Source organism: Pseudoduganella violaceinigra DSM 15887, from assembly GCF_000425385.1.
GTDB classification, from domain to species: Bacteria; Pseudomonadota; Gammaproteobacteria; order Burkholderiales; family Burkholderiaceae_D; genus Rugamonas; species Rugamonas violaceinigra.
This window is the reverse complement of record NZ_AUDI01000019.1, coordinates 160,403-185,760: the sequence shown is the minus strand read 5'-3', so window position 1 is coordinate 185,760 and position 25,358 is coordinate 160,403. Positions and strand designations below refer to the sequence as shown.

Genomic DNA, 25,358 nt, shown 5'->3' with positions numbered 1-25,358 from the left:
GCCGTGGGGCGTCTATTCTGGAAGTTCTTCTTTTCGATCCTGCTGGCGCAGCTGGCGGCCACCGCGGCGATTGGCGGTGCAGTCTGGCTGAAGGCGCGCGCGGCCGCCGAAACCCGCGCTTCCGACATTGAAACGGGCCCGCCGGCCGAAATGTCGATTGAATCCGCAGCTGCCACACTGGCCTTCGGTGGCACCGATGGTTTGCGGCAGCTGCTGGAGAATATGCCGCGCCATCGCGTTTATGCGGTGGGGGACGACGGCAAGGAGCTGCTCGGACGTATCGCCAGCCCGGGCATGATTTCCGAGGCGCAGAAGATGCTGGCCGGCCCCGACCCGCGCGGCGTCAGGAGCGTCAGCGCGCCCGATGGCAAGCGCTACCTGCTGTTCCTCCCCTCCCGCCGCCATCTTGGCGCGCTGGATGGCCCGGATTCGCGCCCACTCCTGGCCGGCTCGGGAATTCCCGGGCTTGATCCGCAAGTCTATCGGCGCCACGACTTCCGCCGCCCGCCGCCGCCGGGCGATGCCGCGCCCCCACCGCCGGGAGAGCCTGGGCGCGGGGAAGCAGGCGGCCCGCCGCCCCGTTTCCGTCCGCTGACGCCCTTCATCCCAATCGCCGCGGCGGTAGTGGCCAGCCTGTTGTTCGCGGCCTTACTGGCCTGGTATTTCGCGCGGCCGATCCGCGCATTGCGGCAAGCCTTCGACGCCGCCGCCAGCGGCGACCTGGCGCCCCGCTTCCCCGCCAAGCAGCGGGCCGGAGGCGACGAGCTCACCACACTGGGCTGCGATTTCGACCGCATGACGGCCCGCCTGCGCGCCCTTCTGGATGGCCAGAAAAACCTGCTGCACGACGTTTCGCACGAGCTGCGCTCCCCGCTGGCCCGCCTCCAGGCAGCGATCGGCTTGGCGCACCAGCAGCCGGAAAAAGCCGCCACTTCGATGGAGCGCATCGAACGGGAAAGCGTCCGTATGGACAAACTGGTCGGCGAGCTGCTGACGCTGTCGCGCCTGGAAGCGGGCGCTGTCGACGCGCCTAGTCAGCAATTCAGCATTGGCGAACTATTGGATGAAGTCCTGCAGGACGCCAAGTTCGAAGCGGCCACCAACGGCCGCGAAGTCGCCTATCGCGGCGACGCCGACGCCCAGCTGAACGGCCAGCCCGAGCTCGTGGCGCGCGCCATCGAAAACGTGGTGCGCAATGCGATCAAGCACAGCCCCGACGGTGGCAAAGTACAGGTGGAGACAGAACTGGACGCGCGCTTCATCCGCATCCGCGTAATGGATCACGGACCTGGTGTGGCGCAGGAAGACCTGGGGAAGATTTTCCAGCCCTTCTACCGCAGCATCGGCACGGAAAAGGACGTGGACGGGCATGGACTGGGCCTGGCGATCGCCCAGCAGGTGGTGCAGCAGCACGGCGGCCGCATCGCCGCCGCCAATCGTATCGGCGGCGGACTTTGTGTGGAGCTTGCTCTCCCGCTGCCTGCTGCTTAAGCCTTCGGCAGGGTCACGCCGTGCTGGCCCTGGTACTTGCCGTTGCGGTCTTTGTACGAGGTTTCGCAGACTTCATCGCTTTCGAAGAACAGCACCTGGGCGCAGCCTTCGCCGGCGTAGATCTTGGCCGGCAGCGGGGTGGTGTTCGAGAACTCCAGGGTCACATAGCCTTCCCATTCAGGTTCGAACGGGGTTACATTGACGATAATGCCGCAGCGGGCGTAGGTCGACTTGCCCAGGCAGACGGTCAGCACATTACGCGGAATGCGGAAGTACTCGATGGTGCGGGCCAGCGCGAAGGAATTCGGCGGGATGATGCAAACATCGCTTTTCACGTCGACGAAGGAGTTCGAATCGAAGTTCTTCGGATCGACGATGGTGCTGTTGATATTGGTGAAAACCTTGAACTCGTCGGCGCAACGGATGTCGTAACCGTAGGAGGACGTGCCGTAGGAAATCACCTTGCGGCCATCCACGGAGCGTACCTGGCCGGGCTCGAAAGGCTCGATCATCCCGTGCTGTTCCGCCATACGGCGTATCCATTTATCGCTTTTAATCGTCATCGCAGGACTTTCTATTTTATTTAATGGTGCGGATTTTACATCAGGCGCGCTTGAGCTGGGGCGCCTCGGCCGCTTGCAGCTCCTTGCCTAGCATCTGGCGAATCAGTTCGCCCGTGGTTTCCGCTGCATGGCGCGGCATCTCCATCGGGAACAGGTGCGAACCTCGCATCATGCGGAAATTGCGCCCCACCAGCTTGCGCGTGTGTTCCAGGCCGGCCTGGCGGTTTTCCACCGAATTATCGCCCGCCAGGTAGGCCACCGGTACCGGTAAGCCGTCTTTCACCAGCGTACCGATATGGTGCGGGAGGGTGCGGTAGATGGCCGTCTCGATCTCGCGGCGGAAGCGCAGCTGCAGGCCTTCCGGATGCTCTACCAGCCCGTTGTCCAGGTAATCCTGCAGCACGCCCGGCGCCCAGGCGGCGAAGACTTCCTTGCTGGCGAAGTGGCGCATGGCCTCCTTGTAGTCCGGCCACACGTTGCGGCGCTTGACGGAGAAGCGCGCTGGCGAATAGCGGTCGGCGAAGCGCGTGCCTTTGAACAAGCGCCAGAAATTGGCGCGCCAGCCGGCCACCACGGGGGAATCGAGCATGACCACGCAGCGCACCAGCTCCGGGCGCTGGGCCGCCGCCATCAGGCTGAGCATCCCGCCCAGCGAATGGCCGACCAGGATCACCGGCTCCTTGCGGTAGCGGGTTTCAAGTTCGGCAATTAATTCTTCCACCAGCTTGGCCCAGCCGTCTTCCACCGGGTAGCGGGGGTTATGGCCGTGCATCTCGAGCGCCTGCACTTCGAAATCCCGGCCCAGGAATTCGAAGTATTGGCGGTAGGTGCCCGCCGGATAACTGTTCGCGTGGGCGAAATGGACTTTCGGTTTCGTCATCAACTTATTCTAAAAGCTATGGCAACAACTGTTTCGTACAAAACCTCTAATTATCGCTCAGGTTCAACGCCCGTGCCAGTAACGGGCGTGTATCGTGCGGAAGGCGCTGAGCTGCATCGCGGCACCCAACTCCACGGAGATTGCGCCCAATTCGTCGGTGCGCCAGGTCACCGCCCCCAAGTCAGCGTAACGCTGCAGCACGTCGGCGCGCGGGTGGTGGTAACGGTTCCGGTAGCCGGCCTGGAAGATGCCATGTTGGGGATGTACCGCGGCTAGGAAAGCCGGGGTGGACGAGGTGGCACTGCCATGATGCGGGGCCAGGAGGATATTGGCGCGTAGTTTTTCGGGCATTGTTGCCACCAGCGCAGCCTCCTGCGGCGCCTCGATATCGGCGGGCAGCAGCATGCTGGCGCCTGTCGTGGCGATGCGCAGCGTGCATCCGCGCGCATTGGTCTTGAGACCCGGATCGGCGTAGCTGGCGGCTGTCGGCTGCAGCATTTCAAAGCGCACGCCATCCCACTCCCAGGCCTGTCCTGTAACACAATGCGCGTGCTGCGCCGCCGTTGTGACAATCGGATGCCCCGCCGGTAAGGAAGACAACACCCATCCGATGCGGATATCGTTCAATATCGACAAGGCGCCGCCCGAGTGGTCACTGTCGCTATGGGTAACGATCATGCCATCCAATGCGTTGATGCCGCGCGCCCGCAGGTAAGGCAGGATGACACGATTGCCGCCATTGGTCTCCGGCGTGTAGGCGGGGCCGGTATCGTACAGCAGGCGGTGTGTGCTGGTTTCTACCAAGAGGGCCATGCCCTGCCCGACATCGAACGCAATGACCCGCAACACGCCAGCCGGCGGGCTTTCAGGCCGCCCAGCCAGCAGCGGCAGCCAGCAGGCCAATCCCAGCCAGCGCAAGGGCCAGCCGCGCGGCGCGAGTAACCACATCGTACCGGCCAGCGCGAAGGCAAACACTGGCCAGCCCGGCGCCGGGGCGGCCCACACGGCCAGCGGCTGGTCCGAAAGCCACTGCAGCCCGGTGAGCAGGACTTCCAGCAGCCAGTGCGCGAACTGCAGCACCGGCCCGGCCAAAGGATCGGGCAGGACACACCCCAACAACGCCAGCGGTGTGACCAGCAAGCTGACAAGCGGAATGGCAACCGCGTTGGCGAGCGGGCTGGCCAACGAAACTTGCGAAAACAGCAGTATTGTCAATGGCACAAGACCGGCTGTGACGGCAAACTGGGTAAGACCCGCCAGGCGCAGATTGTGGCGCCAGCGTTCCAGACGCTCCGGGCTGCGGACCATGCCTGGAACGGCCTGCTGGCTGGGCGCCAGCGTCATCCTCCCCATTGTGGCGTAGAGAATGGCGGCGACCGCGCCGAACGACAGCCAAAAACCCGGCCACATGACCGCCCACGGGTCGAGGACCACGACCACGCCGGCCGCCAGCGCAAGAATGTGCGAAATCGCGGACTGGCGATCGAGCCAGATCGAAACCGCGACGACTGCCAGCATATATAAAGTCCTTTGGGCCGGCACGCCGAAACCGGCCAAGGCGACATACCCCCATCCAGCCAGGAAGCCGGCGATCACCGCAAGGCGGGCCGCCGGAAGCAGCAAGGGCAGCTGCCATGCCGGCACAAAGAACGATTTGCGCCAAAGCCAGCCCGCCAACCCTGCAGCCAGCCCCGCGATCATGGTGATGTGCAGGCCCGAAATGGAAATCAGGTGCGAAATACCGGTGCGGTTGAAGACCTGCCAATCCTGCTGCGGGATACCGCGCTGGTCGCCCATGGCCAGCGCGGCGATCACGCCTGCATAATGCGCCCCAGGCAGTGCCGCGTTGATGCGGTCGCGGATAGCGTAGCGGGCGCGTTCGACGATATTGTGGGCGGTCGGCACGAAACCGGACAGACGCTCATTGGCGCCCTCCGCCCGCACGTATCCGGTGGCGCGGATGCCCTGCTCAAGCAGCCACAATTCATAATCGAAGCCATATGGGTTGGCGTTGCCGTGCGGGCGCTGGAGACGGACTTTCAAGCGCCAGCGCTCTCCAGGCAGGACATCGGGAGGCGGCGGACCGCTGCCAGGCCGGGTAGCGGCGTACCATGAGAGCACAATCAGCGGCGGCACCTCCGATGGCGACTCCACCGAGAAATTGAAGCGTGTGCCCCCATCCTGCTTGCCTGGCAGGCTATTGATCGTGCCGACCACTTCGAAGTCGCGCCCTTCATCAGCCTTCGCTAACTCGTTCGACAAAGCGCCTTGCGCCACGAAGGCGGCCCATGCGAAGCCGGCCAGCGCGCCCGCAATCGCAGCAAAGACCGCGCGCCGCAGCCTGCCGACACGCGCGGCAAGACATGCGGCAAGCAGAGCTGCCCCTGCGCAGGCTGCCTGCAAACCTTCGCCGGGCAATAGGGATTGCGTGTGGAGCCAGGCGACGCCACCGATCAGGCCGAGGATTGCGCAGCGCATCTCCCCTCCCCGGTTGGCTGGCCGGTCAGGCGGCCATCAAGGCCCGCAAGCGCGGCATTACATCCAAAGCATTCTGCGTGGTCGCCCTGGCGATCTGCTCCGGGGCTTCGCCGCGCAGGCCGGCCAGTGCCTCGCCGATCCCTGCTACTTCGGCGGGCGTGTTCACACCAGGGTGCACCCAGGACGGTGATATATCTGGCGCATCCGTTTCAACCACGATGGCGGAAATCGGCAGTTCAGCGGCCAGCCGCCGGATCTGCAGCGCGCGGGTAAAGGTCAGGTTACCGCCGAAGCCCAGCTTGAAGCCGGCGTCGATATAGGCTTGCGCCTGCTGGAAGCTGCCATTGAATGCATGCGCGATGCCACCGGCCGGACCGACCTGCCGCACATGCTTTAAGACCTGGTCCTGCGACTTGCGCACATGGCATAGCACCGGCAAGCCGAAGTCGCGGGCGATCTTCAACTGCTCGCGCAGGAAAAACACCTGCTTTTCGCGCATGGCGGGTTCGCACAACATGGGAATGAAGAAATCGAGTCCGATCTCCCCGATCGCAACGAAGCGCGGATCCGCCATGGCCTGGGCCACGGCGTCGCGCATGAACAGCAGGTCGTCCTCCACGGCATGCGGGATATAGATCGGGTGGATGCCCAACGCGTATGAGGCATTGGGCGCCCGGTGCGCCAGCGCGCGCACCGCCGTGAAGTTCCCGCGCTCGACCGCTGGAATCACCACCATGTCCACGCCACGCTCTTGCGCCCGGGCCGCCAGCGCCAGCGACTGCTCGCCGAATTCGTGGGCATCGAGGTGGCAATGGGTATCGATCCACATGGCGCTAGCCTCAGGCAGGATTTAAGCCTTCGTCCGTCAGGCGCAGCATGCGGTCGCAGCGTCCTGCCAGGCCGGAATCGTGGGTCACGATGACGAAGGCCGTGCCCAGTGTGCGCGACAGCTCCAGCATCAGATCGAACACCTGTTCCGCAGTCGTATGGTCCAGATTACCGGTCGGCTCGTCGGCCAGCACGCAGGCCGGCTCGGTCACCAGCGCACGCGCCAGGGCCACGCGCTGGCGCTCCCCGCCGGACAATTCACCCGGCACGTGGGTCACACGCTTGGCCAGGCCGACCCGGGCCAGCATTTCCTGCGCCCTGCGCTCGGCCTCGGCGCGCTTCATGCGGCGGATCAGCAAAGGCATCGCCACATTATCCAGTGCCGAAAATTCAGGCAACAGGTGGTGGAACTGGTAGACGAAGCCCAGCTCCTGGTTGCGCAGGTCGCCGCGCTGCGTTTCGTTGAGCGAAGCGAAATCGCTGCCCTTCAGGACCACATTGCCCGAGCTGGGCGTATCCAGGCCGCCGAGCAAATGCAGCAGGGTCGATTTGCCGGAGCCGGAAGCGCCCACAATCGCCACACGCTCGCCGCGCTGCACCGACAGGTCGATCTTTTCCAGCACCTTGACGGAATAACTGCCCTGGGTGAAGGTTTTGCCGAGGTTGCGGCAGTTCAGCACATTACTCATAGCGCAGGGCCTCCGCAGGTTTGACGTTGGCAGCCCAGCGGCTTGGATACAAGGTCGCCGCGAATGCCAGCAGCACGGCAACCACGCCGATCACGCCGACATCGGACCAATGCATGTCCGATGGCACGGTGCTGATTGTGTAGATATCTTTCGGCAAGAACTGCACTCCCAAGAGGTTTTCAATAAATGGAACAATGACATCGATATTCAGCGAAACGAGCACGCCGCCGCCCACGCCGAGCAGCGCGCCCAGCAAACCGACCAGGGCGCCCTGGATCACGAAGATCTTCTGGATCGAACGCGGCGAAGCACCGATCGTGCGCAGGATGGCGATATCGGCCTGCTTGTCGGTCACGGTCATGACCAGCGTCGAAACGAGGTTGAAAGCCGCCACCGCAACAATCAGCGCCAGCACGATGAACATCATGCGTTTCTCAGTTTGCACTGCCGCAAACCAGTTCGCATTGAGTTTTGACCAATCCCGTACAGTCAGTTCTTGCGGGACGAGCTTTTGCAGCGCTTGCGCCACTTCCGGCGCACGGTTCATGTCCGCCAGGCGCAGGCGCAGGCCCGCTGGGCCGTCCAGCCGCAGCAGCCTTTGCGCGTCTTCGATGTGGATGAAAGCCAGGTTGCTGTCGAATTCCTGGTGTCCCGCCACGAACACGCCGGCCACCGTGAAGCTGCGCATGCGCGGCACGATCCCGGCCGGGGTGACGGTCCCCTGTGGCAGCACCATGGTCACCTTGTCGCCCAGGTTGACTTGCAGCGCGCGCGCCAGGTCGATCCCTAGCACGATGCGGAATTCGCCCGGCTGCAGATCATTGAAGCTGCCGTAGCGCGTGGTGCGCGCAAGATCGGACACATTTGGCTCCTGGGCGGGAAGAACGCCGCGCACCACGGCCGGCCGCAGGGCTTCGCCGCCGTGGGAGAGCATGGCTTGGGCCTGCACAAACGGCGCCGCGCCGGTCACTTCCGGATTGGACTGCAGCTTGGCAGCCAGCCCCTGCCAGTCAGGCAGGCTGGCGCCGCGCTCGAAGACTTCCACGTGGGCCAGCACCGAGAGCATGCGCCCGGTCACGTCCTTGCGGAAGCCGTTCATCACGGACAGGATGATGATCATGGCCGCCACGCCCAGGGCGATGCCGCCGACGGAGATCAGCGAAATGAAGGAAATGAAGCTGTTACGGCCGCTGCGCTTGCCGGCGCGGGTGTAGCGCAAGCCAACGAACCATTCGAAAGGAAGGTTTTTACTCATAACGCAGGGCCTCCGCGGGTTTCACGCGGGAGGCCCGCCAGCTTGGATACAGGGTTGAGACAAGCGCCAGCAGCAAGGAAGTCGCGCCAATCGCGCCGACATCGCTCCAACGCAGATCGGAAGGCACGGCGCTGATGAAGTAGATTTCCTTGGCCAGGAAGTGAATGCCGAACGTTTTCTCGATCCCGCCCACGATGTGGCCGACATTCAGCGCCAGCAGCACGCCGCAAACAACGCCGATGGCCGTGCCGAACACGCCGACCAGGGCGCCCTGCACCACAAAAATCTTCATGATCGAGAAACGCGAGGCGCCCAGCGTGCGCAGGATGGCGATGTCGGCCTGCTTGTCGGTGACGGTCATGACCAGCGTGGCGACCAGGTTGAAGGCCGCCACAGCGATAATCAGGGTCAGAATGATGAACATCATGTTCTTCTGCGATTTGACGGCCGCGAACCAGGCCGTATTCAGCTTGGTCCAGTCGTAGATCACCAGGTTCGCCGGCAATACGGTGCGCAGTTCATCCGCCACCGCCCGCGATTTCTGCATATCCTGCAACCGCAGGCGGATGCCGAACGGGCCGGAGGCGTTGATGATTTCCTGGGCATCTTGCATGTGGACCAGGGCCAGGCCGGCGTCGAACTGGTTGTGCCCTACCTCGAAAGTGCCCGCCACCGTAAAGGAGCGCATGGTGGGCGCCATATTCGAGACCGAATTCCCTTGCGAGATGGCGAGCGCCACCCGGTCGCCCGGTTTCACATCGAGCTCGCGTGCCAGTTCGGCGCCGAGGATGATATTGAAAGCGCCCGGTTTCAGGTCATCGAGGCTGCCCTCTGTGATCCGCATGCCGATGTCGGACACCTTGGGCTCTTCGCCCGGCAGGACGCCACGCACGATGGACGGCTGCAGCCGGTCGCCGCCATGCACCAGCATCCCTTGCAGTTCGAGGAATGGCGCGGCCCCCGTCACCTGCCGGTTGCGGGCGGCATCGGCCGCAACCGCATGCCAGTCTTCCAGCCCGACGCCGCGCGGATCGTAGATTTCCACATGGCCCAGCACCGACACCATGCGTTCGGTCACCACCGTCTGAAAGCCGTTGTAGACGGACAGCACGACGATCAGGGCCGTGACGCCTAGCCCGATGCCTGCCATCGAAATCGCGGAGATAAATGAGATGAAGCTATTGCGCCCATTGCGCCTGCCCGCGCGCGTGTAGCGCAGGCCAACCAGCCATTCAAACGGCATTTTTAATAAATTGACACAGTAAAGCACGCAGTTTGCCATATAAAGAGATTCCACTACAATGCCGCATGGCTTCCACGACCGTCGTTATCCCCTTTTCACTGCCGCCCGCCGAACTGGCTTCGGAACTCACCCGCCACCTGCAGGCCCCCGCCCTGGCGGCATTGCTTTCGCGCAATAGTTTGCTTAAAAGGCATCGCAGCGGCGAGGACAGCCGCCTTTTGCCGCACGAAACATGGCTGGCGCAGGCCCTTGGCGCGCCGCTGGCGGCGGCTGTCCTGCGCGGATTCGGTCTGAAGCCGGACGCGGGACACTGGTTCATCGTGCATCCGGTGCACATCCAGCTGGCGCGCAACCACCTGGTGCTGGCCGACCCGCGCCGCCTGCACCTGGACGACGCCGATGCGCGCGTGCTGTTCGAGCTGGCCAAGCCCTATTTTGAGGAACTGGTGTGGGGCGACGCCCAGACCTGGTTCATGCGCGCGGACGGCTGGCAGGGCCTGGAAACGGCGTCGCCGGACGCCGCCATGGGCAGCAACCTGGCCGATTGGATGCCTGCCGGACCAACCGCCCTCGCGTTCAAGAAGCTGCAAAACGAAATTCAGATGCTGTGGCACGAGCATCCCGTCAACGAGGCCCGCCAGCAGCGCGGCCTGGCGCCGGTGAATTCCTTCTGGATGTGGGGTGGCGCTTCGGCGCCTGCGCCCAGCCAGGCGGCGGCAGCGACAAATCCAATCGCGGTCGCCGCAATTCCCGCGGCAGGCATGCTCCCATCCTGGCTCGCCTCCCTGGCCGCGCCGGGTGCCAAGGCTGCCCCCGGTGAACAAGGAACCATCGTCCTGCCCCATCTGATTCCGATGGGGGCCGGCAACGACTGGGGCGCCTGGCTGGGCGCCATGCGGCAGCTCGAACACGAATGGTTCGCCCCCCTGTTGGCCGCGCTGCGCGGCGGGGGAATCTCCGAACTGGCATTAATCCTCACGGACCGCGACGGCTGGACCGAAATCCGCTGCACCAAATCTGCCCTGCGCAAATTCTGGCGCGCACAGAACCTGAAGAATCTCACGCAATGACCCGTATCGCCATCCGTCCCTGCCCGCCGCAGGACGCTGAAAAGCTGCGCCAAGGCGGCATCCACCCAGTGCTGGCCCGCCTGTATGCGGCCCGCGGTCTGAACGATCCGGCCGACCTGTCCAGTGAATTGGCCGCCCTGATCCAGCCATCCGGCCTGCTGCACATCGACCGTGCAGCTGAATTCCTGGCCGACTCGATAGCGGCCGGTAAGCGCATGGTCATCGTGGCCGACTACGACTGCGACGGCGCCACCGCCTGTGCAACAGCCATTCGCGGCCTGCGCGCCATGGGCGCCAAAGTGGACTTCATTGTCCCCAACCGCTTCGAATACGGCTACGGCCTGACCCCGGAAATCGTCGAACTGACCGCCCGCGAGAAGTCGCCCGACATCATCATTACCGTCGATAACGGCATCGCCAGTATCGAAGGCGTGGAGGAAGCCAAGCGGCGCGGCATCGACGTTGTCGTGACAGACCACCACCTGCCCGGCGACAGCCTGCCCGATGCGCGCGTCATCGTGAACCCGAACCAGCCGGCCTGCGGCTTCCCGTCCAAACACCTGGCCGGCGTCGGCGTGGTGTTTTACGTCCTGCTGGCCCTGCGCGCCGAGCTGCGCCGCCGCGGGGTATTCGACGCCCAGAACCAGCCCAAGCTCGACTCCCTGCTCGACCTGGTGGCGCTTGGCACGGTGGCCGACGTGGTGCGGCTCGATACCAATAACCGCATCCTGGTTGCGCAGGGCCTGCGGCGCATGCGCGCCGGCCGCATGCACGCCGGCGTCGCCGCCCTGTTCCGCGTTGCCGGCCGTGCCACGCGCAGCGCCTCGCCTTTCGACCTGGGTTTCGCCCTCGGCCCGCGCCTGAACGCAGCCGGCAGGCTGGAAGACATGTCGCTCGGGATCGAATGCCTGCTGACCGACGATGAAACCCGCGCCTGGGAACTGGCGCAGCAGCTCAACGACATCAACCTGAAGCGCCGCGAAATCGAAGCGGAGATGCAGGATGGCGCGCTGCTGCACCTGGACGATTTCCAGCCGGCCGAAAGCACCACCATCTGCGTCTACGACGACAGCTGGCACCAGGGCGTGATCGGGATTGTCGCTTCGCGCCTGAAAGAACGCTTCTACCGTCCGACCATTACCTTCGCCCCGGCCGGCGACGGCATGATCAAGGGCTCCGGGCGCTCGATTCCCGGCTTCCATCTGCGCGATGCGCTGGACCTGGTCTCAAAACGGGCCCCCGGCGTGATCGACAAATTCGGCGGCCACGCCATGGCGGCGGGCCTGAGCCTGCGCGCCGAAGCGTTCGAACATTTCTGCGCCGCATTCGAAGCGGTCGGCCAGGCCTGGCTGAGCGAGTCGCAACTGGAACGCGTGGTCGAAACCGACGGTCCGTTGGAAGACGGCTGCTACACCACCCAGTTCATCGAGCTGCTGGATGGGCAGGTCTGGGGCCAGGGCTTTGCGCCGCCGGTGTTCTGCGATGAATTCCGCGTGCTAAGCCAGCGCATCCTGAAAGACCGCCATCTCAAGCTGATGCTGGAAAAGAACGGCATACGTTTCGACGCCATCTGGTTCGGCCATACCGACGCGCTGGGGGAGCGCGCCCGCGTGGCCTTCCGCCTGGATGCCAATGAATACAACGGCGTCACCCGCGTCCAGCTGCTGGTGGAACACGCCGAATCGGCCTGATTACGGCTTCTTGCAGTCGCCAACCCGTTCGCCCTTGTCGAACACGATGCGCCATTTGCCTGAAGCCTCCAGGCGCCAGACAGAGTTGAAGCGGCTCATCACCTTGCCTTGTGGATCGCGCACCGGGCCGGAAGAATGCGCCAGGGTGCCCGAATCCAGCACGTCGACCTGGTCCGGCTCCCAGCTGAATGGGGCTTCGGGCTTCTCATACAGCGCCTTCCATTCCGCTGCGATGGTGTCCTTGCCGCGCAGGACCTTGCTGCCGTTGTAGAAGACCGCTTCATCGGCCAGGAAGGACGTGAAGGCCTGGTGGTCGCGCTTCGCCATCGTGGCTGCGAAGGCGCGCTCAGTCTCCGTAACCTGCTGCTTCAATTCCGCATTGGAGGGTGCCGCGAACGCGCCTGTACAAGCCAGGGACATCGCGAGCGCCAGCAGGGCCGTCTTCTTCATATTAACTCCTTGCCATCATGGGTGGCCCATACTAGCAAAGGCGGTAGCGCAAGTCATCCCTCTCGCCGAGCGGCCGCGCCGCCACCAGCGCGTCGTACCCCAGCCTCGCAGACGCCCCCAGCGTTGCTCCCTCGCCCGCCCCGGGCAGCAGGTGGACACAGGCCTCGGCCCGCAGTCCCGCGTCGCCGGCGGTGCCGCGCCAAAGCTGTGCCAAGGACAAGGCGCCGCGGGCGCCGGGCAGGAAAAATTGGGCGGCCTGCCGATCCAGCGGGCCTATATGAATGCGTACTGCGCTATCGAGGCGCCGCAGGCTCCCGCCGAGCAGCGCCCCCTGCCCGCAGTGCGCATTGCCGGCTCCCAGCGTCGTGCATTGGTCGCGCGCCAGGCTAGCCCTGAGAACGGAGAACTGCTCGATATGCACCGGCACGCCGAGAGCCTGCGAAAGGATCTCGCCGACCGCCCTTGCCCTCAGGGGCCCGCGCAGGACTGGCATGGCCGGCAGTGGCGTGCACTCGGGGCGCGCCTGCTGCCATGCACGGCAGAACAAGCCGATAGCCGGCGCCGACAACAGATCCATGAAGGCCCGCGCCGCCGTGCCGCCGGAGCGGGCAACCGCCTCCGTATAGCTATAAGGCAGCGCGCCGGCCATACCGAGCAATCCGATGCTGGCAGGCGTTACCGCGTTGCCCTCCAGCGCAGCGGCGTCGCTCGGCGGGAAAGCCAGCGATACGCTGTTCCTCCATTCGGGAGCCGGTAGTGCTGCCGCCAACCGGAAGATGTCATACCGGTGCACATCGTCCGGATTCACTCCAGCAAAATGCCGCCGTTCCTCGCTTTGCATCGAATCAGCTCCTCGCCGGTAGTGGCCGACACCAGCGCCAGCCGGGTAAATGTATTGATATGGGCGCATTCGGCAAAGAAGCGATCCATGACCTGCGCAAAAAGCAGCAGGCCGCAGCCCGCAAACGCGGCCACATCGACGTGCAGCCGGATGCCGGCGCCTTGCAACGGCGCCGCGCCGCTGGGGCAAAGCAGCGCAGGCTGCACTTCCAGGCCCTGGACGGCATCGATGATTGCCTGCGATGCCGGCGCATTGCTGATCGCCTGCGTCGCCATCAGCTCGCGCAGCGCCGCGGTGCCCAGCGGCGAATGGTCCAGCGCGAGCAGTGAATTCAACTGCCAGCGGCAGCCGGCCCCGCGTGCGGCCCGTCCAAGGACGGCGTTCCGCCGGCAGCAACTCGTCTCAATCGAAGCGACGGCGCCAACCCGCCAGGCACATTCGGCACGGAATGCGATTCGCCATTCGTGCCCGGGGACTGCGCCCTCTACGCGGCGAGCGACCCAGCCGCTGCCTGCGGCGCCGTCCACCTGGACGCGGTCGAGGCTGAAGATTTCCAGTTCCGGCGGCACCGAAACCAGGTATTCGCTCTGCTGGCCATTCAAAATTACCGGAGCAGCGGCAATACGCTGCAGGCAGGCCCGCGCCGTCCACCCGGCACGCAGATGACTGGCATGCAGCGCTTGCAGCAGGCATGATTGGGCCGCTTTGGCGCCACGGATTGGCAGCCGGAGCGCCCATCGCCCGGCCCCGGCAAACGAGGACAGGTCGAGACGGATGACATTAAAACGCGCCGGAAAGGTGAAGAACTCCCGCAGCAGCGCCAGCCCGGCATGTGCTCCAGGTGGCCGGGGAAGCAATCCCTCATCGGGATCGAGTCCCGTCGGTGCGAACGGCCATCGCGGAAGTTCCAGCCATTCGCCGCCTATTGCCGGGCGGGCAAGCGCCACATGGCCGTCCGCTGACAGCAAGGCGCTACGCAGCGCGGCGCTGAAGGCAGCCTCGCCATCGATGAAGACATCCAGTGCGCGGCGCGGTTCAACCCCGTCCAATTCGAGTTCCAGCTCAATCGCCGCGTCAGGCCCCGGACGATAGCGGGCAGTGGTGACCGCAACGCTGGCGTCCCCAGCCTCGATCCGGCACTCCGGGAAGGGGGGCAATTGGCCGGGATAGTGCAATTCGAGCAGGTGTTCATCCTGCTGGCGGCGCGCTCTCTGCATCGTCAGCGCAGTGCGGGCGTGGAGCATGGCGACGCCTTGCACCAGACGGTCAACATGAGCGTCAGCATGCCTGCCATTCCGCCCGAGCTGGCTCGCCAGGCGGGGGTGCAGCGCCGCCAGATAGGCCGCATTCAGGCGAAAACGCCGCAACTGCCCCTCCAGCGCCGGCAGTATCTGCTCCATCGCGCCCCCTCGTAGATGACGTGATGCAATATTGACACCAGGCAGCAACCTTCGCTTTGACACCCCGCAAACACTTGCAACGAGCACGGAAATGGAGTATAAATAATCCATAAACGGAGGATATATGCATCCCGCCTTTGCCTACCCCAATAGCGAATACGTCATCCCGCAGCCAGTCGACCTGAGCCGGAAAGAAGAGCGCGAGCGCCTGTCGCACGTCGCCCTCAAGGGATTTTTCAAACTGGCCGCCGCCTGGAAATTGCGCGACGAAGACGCGCGGGAATTGCTGGGCGGCCTGTCCAGCAGCGCCTTCTACGAATGGAAAAAACACCCCGACCGGGTGCTGGAAGTCGACCGCATCACCCGCATTTCCTACCTTCTGGGTATCTATAAATCGCTGCACATCATTTACGGCGACAAGCTGGCCGACGATTGGGTCAGCCTCGCCAACACCAACAGCATTTTCGGCGGCCGTACGCCGCTCGACTACATGGAAGCGGGCGGCATCCTCGCCATGCAAACCGTGCGCCAACTACTCGACGCCCGTCGCGGAGGCCTGTAATTGCCGCCATTCCGCCTGCTGCGCCAATTCGACACCGTCCGCCTGATCCCTTCGCGCTTCGTGGAAAAGGAAGACTCTGTGCTGTCCGCCCTCGCCGATAACGACGCCGAGTTGCGCCAACTGTTCGAGCTCGATAACGCCACCAATGCCCGCCTGCGCGCCGAACATGGCGGCGCCCTCGGCATCGGCATCGAAGAACTGGTCTATTACGTCCCCAATTACCGCAGCATCAATGCCGCCTTCACCTATGCACGCCCGCAAGGCAGCCGCTTCAACGACGGCCAGCGGGGTGCCTGGTACTGCGGCTTCGAGCATGAGACGTCGCTGGCGGAAGTCATCTTCCACAAGACCGTGGAGTACGCGGAGATCAACCGCTTCGACGACAGCGTGACCTATCAGGCCTTGCTGTCCGACTTCAGCGCCCAGTTCCACGATATCTGCGGCCTGCCCCAGTACGCCGCCAGCCTCGATCCGGACAGCTACGTCGCTTCGCAGCGCCTGGCGCGCGAGCTGCTGGCCGAAGGCTCGACGGGCATCATCTACCCGAGCGTGCGCCGCCCGGGCGGCACCAACCTGGCCTGCTTCCGCCCAGCGTTGGTGGGCAATGTTCGCAAAGGCCCGGCGTATCGGTTAACATGGCGGGGTTCGCCGGCGGCCATCGTCGAGCAGATTCCCCCGATTTAAGAGTACACCATGCAGCTGAAACCAGAAAAAGACGCGGAACTCCGCGACAAAGTCAACCGCGAAACCGCCCGCCTGCCATGGAGCGAACTGCTCAAGCACTTCGCCCAGGGCAATGTGGTGTGGGTGGCCGATGAACTGGACCTGGTCGAGGTGGCCGTGCGCATCGCCCACGACGACAAGACCAGCATTTCCGCCTGGATGAATGCCGGCCAGATCGCCAAGGTCTCCGACCAGCAGTGCCAGGAATGGATCGCCAGCGACGCCAACCTGTGGGCCAGCGTCGTCAGCCCCTTCATTCTCGTGCAGCAGGAAAAGCGCAAGCCGCACTAAACGGCGCGCGACCATCGGCGAGATTTCGGGGACGACAGGCTAACGCCCATCCAGCACAATCTCATACTGCCCTTCGCCTGGCAGCTCCCGCACAAACCCCAGGCCGGCTTCGCACGCCAGCGCCAGCTTGCCGGGAGCGGACCGGAATATGACCGGGCCACGCGTCTTGGCCGGCGCAAAGCTCCAGCTGCGTGCGGAGCCATTGGCTGCACGCGTCAAGTGCTGGACTGACTTGACGTAGGCGATCAGCACGGTCCGGTTATTGTCAGGCGAAGCGAAAATGGTTTTGCTGCCGTCCAGCCCCGGGAACCCGCCGCCGCCGCTGGCGCGGAAGTTATTGGTCGCCACGATGAACTCCTGCTCCGTCCGCACCGGCTGGCCGCGCCATGACAATTTCCTGATACGCTGGCCCGGCGGCTGCGTTACATCGATCTGGTAGCGTACATCAGGGTCGCTCAGCATATCGAAATTGAAGCCCGCGAACCCCGGATTCACCAAGTCCTGCGGCTCGCTGCGCGCAGGGTCGATGGTGTTGAAGCGCCCCGCGGCGCGCTCCAGCCAGGCTTTCAGGCCGGCGCCATCAACCTTCACGGCATGAAGGTCGTTCGGGTACAGGTACAGGTCGGCCGCATTATTCAGCGCCATGCTGCCGGGTGCGACATCCGTGTAATCCGCCACGCCGGCCGCACCGGTCTTGAATGGCGCCGACACCGACAGCACGGGCAGTCGGGCATACTGCGGCAGATTAGCCTGCACGTGACGGCGCACGTAGTCGGCCTGCGCCTGGTTCACCACCTGAATCGCCGACACGTCGCCCACATCGGCGAAATAGGCCGACATGCGGAAGTCCGTATCGCCAATCGGCGTCCTGACGTAGGCAATGGCCGCCTCATGCTCCGCCATCACCAGGGCGGCAATCCCGGCGTCGGGCTCGACAAAGCTGCGGTCCGGGCGCTGGATGCCCCTGGCTTCCACGCGCGCCGCAGCGGCATCGGCAACCCAGCGCTTGCCATCGTGGCGCAGCGCCAGCTGGATCACGCCAAGGTACTTGCCCCACAGTCCGGGCATCACGGCCGGCACGCCATGCACCCTGCCCTGCACCTTGTCCACATCGGGCAAATTGAAGCCGGCCGATTTACTGGCGGCGTTCGGGAAGACCTCATGCGAATGGCCAAGCAGCAGCGCGTCGATTCCCGGCACCTGGGCCAGGTGCCAGCTGCCGTTTTCCATCGACGGCGCATACGGCGCGCCATCCAGCCCGCCATGCGAAATTGCCACGATCACTTCCGCGCCCTTCGCCCGCATCTCGGGGACGTAGCGTTCCGCTGTCTCGCGCCAGCCTTCGGTGCGCACACGGCCATCCAGCCAACGCTTGTCCCAGCCCATGATGGCGGGCGTCGTGAAGCCGATGATGCCTACCTTGACCGTTGCGGAGACCGGCCTTCCATCGGGGCCGGTAGCCGCCACGCGTTTTTCCAGGATGCGGTAAGGCTCAAAGATCGGCACACCGGTCTGCGCGTTGACCACGTTCGCCAGCACGATCGGGAAAGCCGGGCCCGCGCAAGGCTGCGTGCGCGACGGCTTGCCCTCTTCGCCGAAGCGGCTCGCCGTGACCTGGCCCAGGAAGCCCAGGCCCCAATTGAATTCATGGTTGCCAACGGAGCCCCCTTCAAAACCCAGCGCATTCATGGCTTTATGGATCGCCAGCGGCTGGCCGCAGCCCACCGGCGCCACCAGCGCCTGGTAGTCGCCAAGCGCGGTGCCCTGGATGGTGTCGCCATTATCCAGCAGCAGCGTATTCGCGAATTCCTTGCGCGCCTGACGGATCAGCGTGGCGGTCCGCTCCAGCCCGAGCGAGGCGTCGGGCGCCAGCTTGTAGTAGTCGTAGCTGAGGACGTTCGCGTGCAGGTCGGTCGTTTCCAGGATGGCGAGCGTGGCGTGGGCGCCTTCCGGCGTCTGCACGGGATTGCTGCTGCACGCCGCCAGCATGGCCGTTGCCGGCACGAGAAAAAGGATACGCATTAGCTATCTTCTTAATTGAAATTTATCGATGAATATTGCCAGGCGCCACTGACATAACACTTGCAATCCAAAGAATTGCGAATTGCACTCTGGTCCGCGGCAGAGCGGCTTGCAAAATTATATGGAATCTTTGCAGAAGCGCCACATTGCCTGAAATAAATGTTTGATTGGCAATTCCTGGACGTATGATCCACATCAATTTCCAGCCATCCGCTAAAAGGAAAAGACCATGAAGATCCGCGCCGCGCTCACCTCGCTCCTCCTGCTGACGGCATCGTTCGCGCAGGCGGGGCCCAATCTGGTCCTGAACGGAGATTTCGAAAACCTCGACTACAGCATGTGGACGATGAGCAGCCCCGGCGGCGGCGGACAAGCCTTCGGGACGGACAATACCGGTTCGCCGCTGGCGGTGTCCAGCAATCTCGTCTTTGGTGACCTCAACACCGCCCAGCTTGGCTTCCTCAGCCAGACCATCGGCACCATCGCCGGCGCGACCTACCAGCTCAAGTTCGACTTGCAACGCTGGACCGGCGACCCGCAATTCCCTCCGCAGAACGAAGCCCAGGTGAATTTCGATGGCAAAAACGTCTTCGATGAAATCGACGTCGCCGGAGATTGGGTCAGCCACACCTTGATCGTCACCGCAAGCAAGAACAGCACGGTCCTCGAATTCGGCAACTTCAACGGCGATCCCACCTTCTGGAACCAGCTCGATAATATCAGCCTTGAATTCCTGCGCGGCCCGAACGACCCGGGCATCCCCGAGCCCGCCGCGCTGGCCTTGCTGGCGGGCGGCTTGGCTGCCCTGGGCCTGAGCCGCCGGCGCAGCGCGCGCTCCTGAACCTTCCCCCCCACTGAAACGGCCGCAACACCCCGGCAGGGGTGCTTGCAACTATATGGAGGCTACATGTCCGATCCGTATCTCGCCGAAATCCGCCTGACAAGTTTCAGCTTCGCGCCCAAGGGCTGGGCACTGTGCAATGGCCAGCTTCTGCCGATCAACCAGAACCAGGCCCTGTTTGCCCTGCTTGGCACAAGCTATGGCGGCAACGGCGTAACCACCTTCGCGCTGCCGGACATGCGCGGCCGCGCGCCCGCCCACGTCGGCCAGGGCTTCGGCCTGGGCCAGCAAGGAGGAGAAGCCAGCCACACCCTGCTCTCCAGCGAGATGCCGGCCCACACGCACCGCCTGGGCATCTCCACGGCCGTCAGCCACCAGGCCGATCCGGCGAACCGGGTATTAGGCAATGTGGAGGCGGGGGCGCTGAACTACTACGCGCCGCTGGACGGCAGCGCCACCCTGGCGCCGAATACAGTCGCCAGCGCCGGCGGCGGCCAGCCTCACGAGAATATGCAGCCTTACCTGACCATCAACTTCATCATTGCACTGCAGGGCATCTTCCCTTCGCAGAGCTGAACCAACCCGGAGCCGGCGTATGGAAAACTTCCTCGGCGAGATTCGCCTGTTCGCGGGTAATTTCCCGCCCCTGGGCTGGGCTTTCTGCGACGGCGCCCTGCTGTCGATCGCGCAGAACGACGTCCTGTTTGCCCTGATCGGCACCACCTATGGCGGCGACGGCCAGAGCACCTTCGCCCTGCCCGACCTGCGCGGCCGGGTGCCTGTGCACCAGGGCACCCTGTCCGGCAACAACTATGTCATCGGCCAGCGCGCAGGCGTGGAAAGCGTGACCCTGACCAGCGGCCAGATTCCAGCCCACAGCCACAGCGCGAGCGCCAGTACCGCGCAACCGCCAGCCACCGGCACCGGGATCGGCCTGACGGGGCCGAACGCCTATGTGCCCGCAGCGCCGGCCAAGCCCAGGTTCTATGCGCCGGCAGGCTCGAGCCCCGCCGCTATGGCGCCGCAGGCCATCCAGCCCAGCGGAGGCAACCAGCCGCACAATAATATGGCGCCCTTCCTGGCGCTCAGTTTCATCATTGCGCTGCAAGGCATTTTCCCTTCGCAGGCCTAGTCGAGGAGCCCAACATGGCAGAGCGTTACGTAGGCGAGATCCGTATGTTCTGTGGCAATTTCGCGCCGTTTGGCTGGGCCTTGTGCAATGGCCAGCTGATGCCGATTGCCCAGAACACCGCCCTGTTTTCCCTTCTGGGCACCTATTACGGCGGCGATGGAAAGGTCACCTTCGCCCTGCCCGACCTGCGCCAGCGCATGCCGCTCCACGCGGGAACGGGGCCTGGCCTGAACCAGCGCGACCTGGGCGAGCAAGGCGGCGAAGCGGTCACCACGCTGGATGGACTGCAGCTGCCGTCGCACAGCCACGGCATGACCGCGGCAAATGCGACGGCCTCGGTCCAGTCGCCGGCCAACGCCATGCTTGCCAAACCGGTCACGATCAGCGCGCCTTACCACGATCCCGCCGCGATCGCGCCGTCGCCGGCCGGCCCGCTCGGCGTCACCGGCGGCGGGGCTGCGCATAACAATTGGCAGCCTTACCTGGTGGTGAATTTCATCATCGCGCTGACCGGGGTCTTCCCTCCGCGCAGCTGACAATATGGGCAGCCAGCTTTCCTTGCGACCCGTTGTAGCCGGCGACCAGGCCTTCCTGCGGGAGCTGGTGGCCAGCACGCGCCCGGATTTGTCGATCCTGGACCGCGCCATCGGCGAAATGCTGGTGCGCATGCAATACGACGCCCAGGTCAGCGATTACCGCCGCCGTTTCCCCGGCATGGAGGAAAGCATCGTGCTGGTTGATGGCGTTACGGCCGGCCGTTTGTACGTGGCGCGTTCGCGGGCCGAAATCCGCCTGGTCGACATCAGCCTGCTGCCCGCCTACCGCGGCTGCAGCATCGGCGGCCAGCTGCTGGCCCGGCTGCAGGATGAAAGCGCCGGCGCGGGACTGCCCTTGCGCTTGCATGTCCTGCAAGGCAATCCCGCGGAAGAGTTGTACCGCCGCCTCGGTTTCCGGCCTGGCGAGGAGGAAGGCATGTACCTGGCCATGGAATGGCATCCAACCTTACCAAAGGAATAAGTCATGGAACGTCGCAACTTCGTCCTCTCCGCCGGCGGCCTGCTTGCCGCGCCGGCATTGGCCCGCGCCGCCGCACTGGCCGCTCTGCCGCCCACCCCGTCCACCATCGGCATGGCCGGATTCAGTAAATTACTGGGCCAGCAATTCATCGCCTACCAGGGCAAGCGCGGCACGGCACTGGAACTGGTGGCCGTACGCTCCGGCAAAGCGGCACCGCACCAGGACCAGTTCACATTGTTCTTCGCCGGGACGCAGGACCTGGATGACGGGATTTATGAAATCGACAACAGTGCTTCGGGACGCCTTTCCGTCTATATGATCCCGGCGGGAAAAGACCGGCGCGGCGCCCTTTACCGGGCCGATTTCAGCCTGCTTGTCTGAGCTGCCCGATGCGGCGGCCACTGAGGTATAATTTCAGGTTCGATTTAACAACTATCAGGCCTGAAAAACCATGGAAGCTGAACGCATCAATTCCCTCGCCAACCTGCTCGCGGACCTGACCACCCGCGAAGCCGAACTTCGGAGGTATCTTTGACTTCGATAAGAAGTCGGAGAAACTGGAACAACTGAACGCCGAACTGGAAGATCCGGCTGTTTGGAATGACCCGAAAAAGGCCCAGGACATGGGTCGCGAGAAAAAAGCCCTCGAAGGCGTAGTCCTCACCCTGCTCAAGGCGGAGAGCGACCTGCGCGACATGAACGAACTGTTCGAGATGGGCAAGGAAGAAGGCGACGACGACACGCTCGAAGCCGTGATCGCCGATACCGCGGAAATCCAGAAGACCATCGAACAGATGGAATTCCGCCGCATGTTCAGCAATCCGATGGACCCGAACAACTGCTTCGTCGACATCCAGGCCGGCGCCGGCGGTACCGAAGCCCAGGACTGGGCGTCCATGCTGCTGCGCCAATACCTGCGCTACTGCGACCGCAAAGGCTTCAAGGCCGAAGTGCTGGAAGAATCCGAGGGCGAGGTTGCCGGCATCAAGACCGCCACCCTGAAGATCGAGGGCGAATACGCCTACGGCCACCTGCGTACCGAAACCGGCGTTCACCGCCTGGTGCGCAAGTCGCCGTTCGACTCGTCCGGCGGCCGCCACACCTCCTTCGTGTCGCTGTTCGTCTATCCGGAAGTGGATGACTCGATCGAGATCGAGATCAACCCGGCCGACCTGCGCATCGACACCTACCGCGCGTCCGGCGCCGGCGGCCAGCACATCAACAAGACCGACTCCGCGGTGCGTATCACGCACGGCCCGTCCGGTATTGTGGTGCAGTGCCAGAACGACCGTTCGCAGCACCGCAACAAAGCCGAAGCGATGGACATGCTGAAGGCCAAGCTGTATGAACTGGAACTGCGCAAGCGCATGAGCGAGCAGCAGTCGCTGGAAGACTCCAAGACCGACGTGGGCTGGGGCCACCAGATCCGCTCCTACGTGCTGGACCAGTCCCGCATCAAGGACTTGCGCACCAACTTCGAGACCGGCAATACCAAGGGCGTGCTGGACGGCGACCTGGACGACTTCATCTCCGCGTCCCTGAAGCAAGGCATTTAAGGCATGAATCCTATGCCGCAGCGCGCCTTCATCTTCGACATGGATGGCACCATCGTCGACAACATGGGTTTCCACACCCGCTCGTGGCTGGAATTTTTCAGCCGCCGCGGCCATGCGGTCGACGAAGCGGCATTCTTTGCCGCCACCGCCGGCCGCACCGGCCACGAAATCATGCGCCAATACCTCGGCGAGGAGCTGGCGCAGGACGACGTCGCATCCCTGATCGACGAGAAGGAAGTGCTGTACCGCGAAATCTATGCACCGCACCTGCGCGCCGTGGAAGGCTTCGGCGCCCTGGTCAGTGCAGCGCAGGCCGCCGGCATCCGCCTGGCGGTCGGCACCGCCGCCCCGCCCTGCAACGTGGACTTCACGCTGGATGGCCTGGGTGTGCGCGACCTGTTCGACACAGTCGTCGGCGCCGCCGACGTCAAACGCGGCAAGCCGGAACCGGACGTGTTCCTGCTGGCCGCCGAACGCTGCGGCGCCGATCCGGCGCACTGCATCGTGTTCGAGGACGCGCCTTTGGGCGTGGAAGCAGCGCGCCGAGCCGGCATGCGCTGCGTCGTCCTGACAACCACTTTGCCTGCTGAAGCGTTTAAGTCCTTCGACAATGTGATTTGCATTGCACGCGACTTCAGCGAAATCGATATCAATACACTGACAACTGAATAAAACCATGACTACGGAAAACCAAGTGCAAGATCAGGCACCAGGCCAGGACGACAACAAAATCATCGCCGAGCGCCGCGCCAAGCTGGCCGCCATCCGCGAGAAACAGAGCGTCGCCTTCCCTAACGATTTCCGCCCCCAGCACAAGGCTGCCGACCTGCACGTGCAGTATGGCGACAAGACCCGCGAAGAATTGGAAGCGGAACCGGTCCCCGTCGCCATCGCCGGCCGCATGATGCTGCGCCGCGAAGCCGGCAAGAAAGCCGCTTTTGCCACCCTGCAGGATTCCTCCGGCCAGAAGGCCGACGGCCGCATCCAGATCTACGTGACCGTGGACACCACCGGCGAGGAGGCGATGGAAGCCTTCCGCGGCTGGGACCTGGGCGACATCATGGGCGTGACCGGCACCCTGTTCAAGACCAAGACCGATGAACTGACCGTCAAAGTCAGCGAGATCAAACTGATCACCAAGGCCCTGCGCCCGCTGCCGGACAAATTCCACGGCCTGGCCGACCAGGAAACCAAATACCGCCAGCGCTATGTCGACCTGATCACCAGCGAAGAAACCCGCCGCACCTTCAAGGCGCGCACCGCTGCGATCTCCTCGATCCGCCGCTTCATGGAAAAGAACGAGTTCATGGAAGTCGAAACCCCGATGCTGCACCCGATCCCGGGCGGCGCATCGGCCAAGCCTTTCATCACCCACCACAATGCGCTGGACATGCAGATGTACATGCGTATCGCTCCCGAGCTGTACCTGAAGCGCCTGGTGGTGGGCGGCTTCGACCGCGTGTTCGAGATCAACCGCAACTTCCGCAACGAAGGCGTGTCGGTCCGCCACAACCCTGAATTCACCATGATGGAGTTCTACGCGGCCTACACCGACTACCAGTGGATCATGAACTTCACCGAAGAAGTGATCCGCCAGGCGGCGATCGACGCCAAGGGCACCGCCGTGCTGACCTATGGCGGCCGCGAGCTGGACCTGTCCAAGCCGTTCCAGCGCCTGACCATCTGCGGCGCCATCAACAAATACGCACCGGGCTACACCGAAGCGCAGCTGAACGACATGGCCTTCCTGAAAGCCGAACTGCTCAAGTTCGGCGTCAAGCCGTTCGCCACCGCCGGCCTGGGCGCGCTGCAACTGGCGCTGTTCGAGGAAACCGCCGAAGCGCAGCTGTGGGAACCGACCTTTATCATCGACTACCCGATCGAAGTATCGCCGCTGGCCCGCGCTTCCGACACCCGCGAAGGCATCACCGAGCGCTTCGAACTGTTCATGGTCGGCCGCGAAATCGCCAACGGCTTCTCCGAGCTGAACGACGCGGAAGACCAATCGGCGCGTTTCCTGGCCCAGATGAAAGCCAAGGAAGCCGGCGACGACGAAGCGATGTACTACGACGCCGACTTCATTCGCGCGCTGGAATACGGCATGCCGCCAGCCGGCGGCTGCGGCATCGGCATCGACCGCCTGATGATGCTGCTGACCGACTCGCCGAACATCCGCGACGTGCTGCTGTTCCCGCACCTGCGTAAAGAAGACTAAGCCAAGGCAGGCTAAGACAAGCAATTCGAAAGCCGGGGTCAGCTCTGGCAATCGGACATTTCGCTGCGCGACGCGCAGCGAAATGTCCGATTGCCAGAGCTGATCCCGGCTTTTATGCTT

General features: G+C 64.0%; 26 protein-coding genes. 15 read left to right on the top strand and 11 right to left on the bottom strand.

Translation table 11 applies throughout. From position 1 onward, the window contains the following. Nucleotides 1–3 precede the first annotated feature (3 nt). Entirely contained in the window at nt 4–1,491 is a 1,488-nt protein-coding gene (locus tag H597_RS0113015; RefSeq protein ID WP_028102537.1) for a HAMP domain-containing sensor histidine kinase, read from the top strand. Here the strand turns inward: H597_RS0113015 and dcd are convergent. The 7 genes from dcd to H597_RS0112980 form a co-directional block, all read right to left on the bottom strand. Further along, the gene (gene dcd, locus H597_RS0113010; RefSeq protein ID WP_028102536.1) at nt 1,488–2,054 is read right to left on the bottom strand and encodes a dCTP deaminase; all 567 of its coding nucleotides are present in this window, start codon (nt 2,052–2,054) and stop codon (nt 1,488–1,490) included. The genes H597_RS0113015 and dcd overlap by 4 nt on opposite strands. Before the next feature lie 40 nt (nt 2,055–2,094). Further along, nucleotides 2,095–2,934, bottom strand: coding sequence for an alpha/beta hydrolase (locus H597_RS0113005; protein WP_028102535.1), 840 nt, complete (start codon nt 2,932–2,934; stop codon nt 2,095–2,097). Between the two features lie 63 nt (nt 2,935–2,997). Next, nucleotides 2,998–5,412, bottom strand: a complete 2,415-nt coding sequence (locus H597_RS0113000) for a DNA internalization-related competence protein ComEC/Rec2 (protein WP_028102534.1) — start codon at nt 5,410–5,412, stop codon at nt 2,998–3,000. Nucleotides 5,413–5,437: 25 nt separating this feature from the next. Beyond that, on the bottom strand, nt 5,438–6,241 hold the full coding sequence (locus H597_RS0112995) for a TatD family hydrolase (protein WP_028102533.1): 804 nt from the start codon (nt 6,239–6,241) through the stop codon (nt 5,438–5,440). Nucleotides 6,242–6,251: 10 nt separating this feature from the next. Next, nucleotides 6,252–6,929, bottom strand: coding sequence for a lipoprotein-releasing ABC transporter ATP-binding protein LolD (gene lolD, locus H597_RS0112990; protein ID WP_028102532.1), 678 nt, complete (start codon nt 6,927–6,929; stop codon nt 6,252–6,254). Then, a complete protein-coding gene (locus H597_RS0112985) occupies nt 6,922–8,184 on the bottom strand; it encodes a lipoprotein-releasing ABC transporter permease subunit (RefSeq protein WP_028102531.1) in 1,263 nt (420 codons plus the stop codon). The genes lolD and H597_RS0112985 overlap by 8 nt, the downstream gene beginning before the upstream one ends. After that, nucleotides 8,177–9,427 (bottom strand): lipoprotein-releasing ABC transporter permease subunit, encoded by a 1,251-nt coding sequence (locus H597_RS0112980; RefSeq protein WP_035374057.1) that lies wholly within the window; start codon nt 9,425–9,427, stop codon nt 8,177–8,179. The genes H597_RS0112985 and H597_RS0112980 overlap by 8 nt, the downstream gene beginning before the upstream one ends. Before the next feature lie 65 nt (nt 9,428–9,492). Here H597_RS0112980 and H597_RS0112975 point away from each other — a divergent pair, with 65 nt between their 5' ends. Together H597_RS0112975 and recJ are read left to right on the top strand one after the other, a co-directional pair. Continuing rightward, nucleotides 9,493–10,497 carry a hypothetical protein gene (locus H597_RS0112975; protein WP_028102529.1) on the top strand — a complete coding sequence of 335 codons (1,005 nt, stop codon included), beginning with the start codon at nt 9,493–9,495 and terminating at the stop codon, nt 10,495–10,497. Further along, on the top strand, nt 10,494–12,188 hold the full coding sequence (gene recJ / locus H597_RS0112970; RefSeq protein ID WP_028102528.1) for a single-stranded-DNA-specific exonuclease RecJ: 1,695 nt from the start codon (nt 10,494–10,496) through the stop codon (nt 12,186–12,188). Before H597_RS0112975 ends, recJ begins: the two co-directional genes overlap by 4 nt. On the opposite strand, the gene H597_RS0112965 is transcribed toward recJ, so the two are convergent. The 3 genes from H597_RS0112965 to H597_RS0112955 are packed head-to-tail and all read right to left on the bottom strand — an operon-like array spanning nt 12,189 to nt 14,879. Next, complete coding sequence (locus H597_RS0112965; protein ID WP_028102527.1) at nt 12,189–12,638, bottom strand: YybH family protein; 450 nt, start codon at nt 12,636–12,638, stop codon at nt 12,189–12,191. It lies immediately after the preceding gene. A gap of 31 nt (nt 12,639–12,669) precedes the next feature. Beyond that, nucleotides 12,670–13,548 (bottom strand): type VI secretion system baseplate subunit TssG, encoded by an 879-nt coding sequence (locus H597_RS0112960; RefSeq protein ID WP_154668087.1) that lies wholly within the window; start codon nt 13,546–13,548, stop codon nt 12,670–12,672. Further along, nucleotides 13,443–14,879 carry a type VI secretion system baseplate subunit TssF gene (locus H597_RS0112955; protein WP_028102525.1) on the bottom strand — a complete coding sequence of 479 codons (1,437 nt, stop codon included), beginning with the start codon at nt 14,877–14,879 and terminating at the stop codon, nt 13,443–13,445. Before H597_RS0112955 ends, H597_RS0112960 begins: the two co-directional genes overlap by 106 nt. 124 nt (nt 14,880–15,003) lie before the next feature. On the opposite strand from H597_RS0112955, the gene H597_RS0112950 reads away from it, so the two are divergent. The 3 genes from H597_RS0112950 to H597_RS0112940 are packed head-to-tail and all read left to right on the top strand — an operon-like array spanning nt 15,004 to nt 16,455. Then, complete coding sequence (locus H597_RS0112950) at nt 15,004–15,441, top strand: MbcA/ParS/Xre antitoxin family protein (protein ID WP_028102524.1); 438 nt, start codon at nt 15,004–15,006, stop codon at nt 15,439–15,441. Beyond that, nucleotides 15,442–16,125 carry an RES family NAD+ phosphorylase gene (locus H597_RS0112945; RefSeq protein ID WP_035374056.1) on the top strand — a complete coding sequence of 228 codons (684 nt, stop codon included), beginning with the start codon at nt 15,442–15,444 and terminating at the stop codon, nt 16,123–16,125. A 9-nt stretch (nt 16,126–16,134) separates the two neighbouring features. Continuing rightward, a complete protein-coding gene (locus tag H597_RS0112940) occupies nt 16,135–16,455 on the top strand; it encodes a DUF2288 domain-containing protein (RefSeq protein WP_028102522.1) in 321 nt (106 codons plus the stop codon). Nucleotides 16,456–16,494: 39 nt separating this feature from the next. On the opposite strand, the gene H597_RS30755 is transcribed toward H597_RS0112940, so the two are convergent. Further along, the gene (locus H597_RS30755) at nt 16,495–18,477 is read right to left on the bottom strand and encodes a bifunctional 2',3'-cyclic-nucleotide 2'-phosphodiesterase/3'-nucleotidase (protein ID WP_083941072.1); all 1,983 of its coding nucleotides are present in this window, start codon (nt 18,475–18,477) and stop codon (nt 16,495–16,497) included. A 229-nt stretch (nt 18,478–18,706) separates the two neighbouring features. On the opposite strand from H597_RS30755, the gene H597_RS0112930 reads away from it, so the two are divergent. From H597_RS0112930 to lysS, 9 genes are all read left to right on the top strand, one after another. Further along, on the top strand, nt 18,707–19,318 hold the full coding sequence (locus H597_RS0112930) for a PEP-CTERM sorting domain-containing protein (RefSeq protein WP_028102521.1): 612 nt from the start codon (nt 18,707–18,709) through the stop codon (nt 19,316–19,318). 66 nt (nt 19,319–19,384) lie between these two features. Then, the gene (locus H597_RS0112925) at nt 19,385–19,894 is read left to right on the top strand and encodes a phage tail protein (RefSeq protein ID WP_028102520.1); all 510 of its coding nucleotides are present in this window, start codon (nt 19,385–19,387) and stop codon (nt 19,892–19,894) included. Nucleotides 19,895–19,913: 19 nt separating this feature from the next. Beyond that, a complete protein-coding gene (locus tag H597_RS0112920) occupies nt 19,914–20,450 on the top strand; it encodes a phage tail protein (RefSeq protein WP_028102519.1) in 537 nt (178 codons plus the stop codon). Between the two features lie 14 nt (nt 20,451–20,464). Next, entirely contained in the window at nt 20,465–20,986 is a 522-nt protein-coding gene (locus H597_RS0112915; RefSeq protein WP_028102518.1) for a phage tail protein, read from the top strand. A gap of 22 nt (nt 20,987–21,008) precedes the next feature. Continuing rightward, nucleotides 21,009–21,467, top strand: coding sequence for a GNAT family N-acetyltransferase (locus tag H597_RS0112910; RefSeq protein ID WP_161630606.1), 459 nt, complete (start codon nt 21,009–21,011; stop codon nt 21,465–21,467). A 3-nt stretch (nt 21,468–21,470) separates the two neighbouring features. After that, on the top strand, nt 21,471–21,848 hold the full coding sequence (locus H597_RS0112905; protein ID WP_028102516.1) for a DUF6916 family protein: 378 nt from the start codon (nt 21,471–21,473) through the stop codon (nt 21,846–21,848). Between the two features lie 70 nt (nt 21,849–21,918). Beyond that, nucleotides 21,919–23,023 (top strand): peptide chain release factor 2 gene (gene prfB / locus H597_RS0112900; RefSeq protein WP_154668086.1). Its coding sequence is split into 2 segments (ribosomal slippage): nt 21,919–21,999 and nt 22,001–23,023, totalling 1,104 coding nucleotides; the frame shifts between segments, so codons are not numbered across the junction. A gap of 12 nt (nt 23,024–23,035) precedes the next feature. Continuing rightward, nucleotides 23,036–23,695 (top strand): HAD family hydrolase, encoded by a 660-nt coding sequence (locus H597_RS0112895; protein WP_154668096.1) that lies wholly within the window; start codon nt 23,036–23,038, stop codon nt 23,693–23,695. A 4-nt stretch (nt 23,696–23,699) separates the two neighbouring features. Then, the gene (gene lysS / locus H597_RS0112890) at nt 23,700–25,238 is read left to right on the top strand and encodes a lysine--tRNA ligase (RefSeq protein ID WP_028102513.1); all 1,539 of its coding nucleotides are present in this window, start codon (nt 23,700–23,702) and stop codon (nt 25,236–25,238) included. Nucleotides 25,239–25,358: the final 120 nt, after the last annotated feature.